Below are 813 nucleotides of genomic sequence, written 5' to 3'. Positions count from 1 at the left end.
ATATGGCTGAAACCATAAAACAATATTATAATCAATTTAATCAAATTGTTAATCATAGTTTTAACGATGCCAATAAAACAAGTTTCACTGAAGCAGATATTAATTCTATGCCTAAGGGATATAGTGTGAGTGGAATAAAAGCTGCAGATTATAATGATTTAAACAATAGAATGAATATTACTCATTTAAGAGATTTTTCCAAAGTTTCTATTTCAAATGTTTATAAAACTTTTGAACAAGTAAAAGAAGCTGAAAGCTTGTTTGTGCAATCAGGGGTTTATATAGAAGGCATAAGCAGTCATAGCTTTGGTTTATCTTTAGAAGAAATTAAAAATGTTTCTAAAGGTGAAGATTGGCAGTTTAATCCTGATATGTCAGTTTATCCACAAAATGAAGATGGAAGCTATTCTAAAGAAGCTTTATTTATGAGTTTTTTAAAATCTCAAGGTGGACAACCTGTTGAAAGTTTAAAAACCACACTTAATCCGACAATAGAAGCTTATAATAGAGCTATGGCCAAGGAAAGTTTTAGCGGTAGTAAAATAGCTTTAGACGACATTATGACAGGCAAAGTTGATTTTGCAAGTTTATTAAAAGGTTATGCACAAGATGGATGGCTTGATGCAGATATATATGCAATGGATAAAGGAGTTAAATGGCAAAATACAAGCATAGGTTATGGTGGAGCTTGGTTTGATAGAGAATTTAATCAAGCAAAAGCTAATGGTTGGAAAGCAAGTAATGAAAGTATAAATTCTTTTGTAAATAATATAATGGATAGATTAGATAAGCTAATGAGTGAAACTAGGGTTT

General features: G+C 30.3%; 1 protein-coding gene. It reads left to right on the top strand.

Translation table 11 applies throughout. From position 1 onward, the window contains the following. Positions 1-813: Cj0814 family flagellar-dependent secreted protein (locus tag JG677_RS08375; RefSeq protein ID WP_442778897.1), on the top strand; the 813-nt coding region annotated here is incomplete at both ends.

This window comes from Campylobacter sp. TTU-622, assembly GCF_016598965.1.
Taxonomy (GTDB): Bacteria; Campylobacterota; Campylobacteria; order Campylobacterales; family Campylobacteraceae; genus Campylobacter_D.
This window is presented reverse-complemented; position numbering and strand designations above follow the sequence as displayed.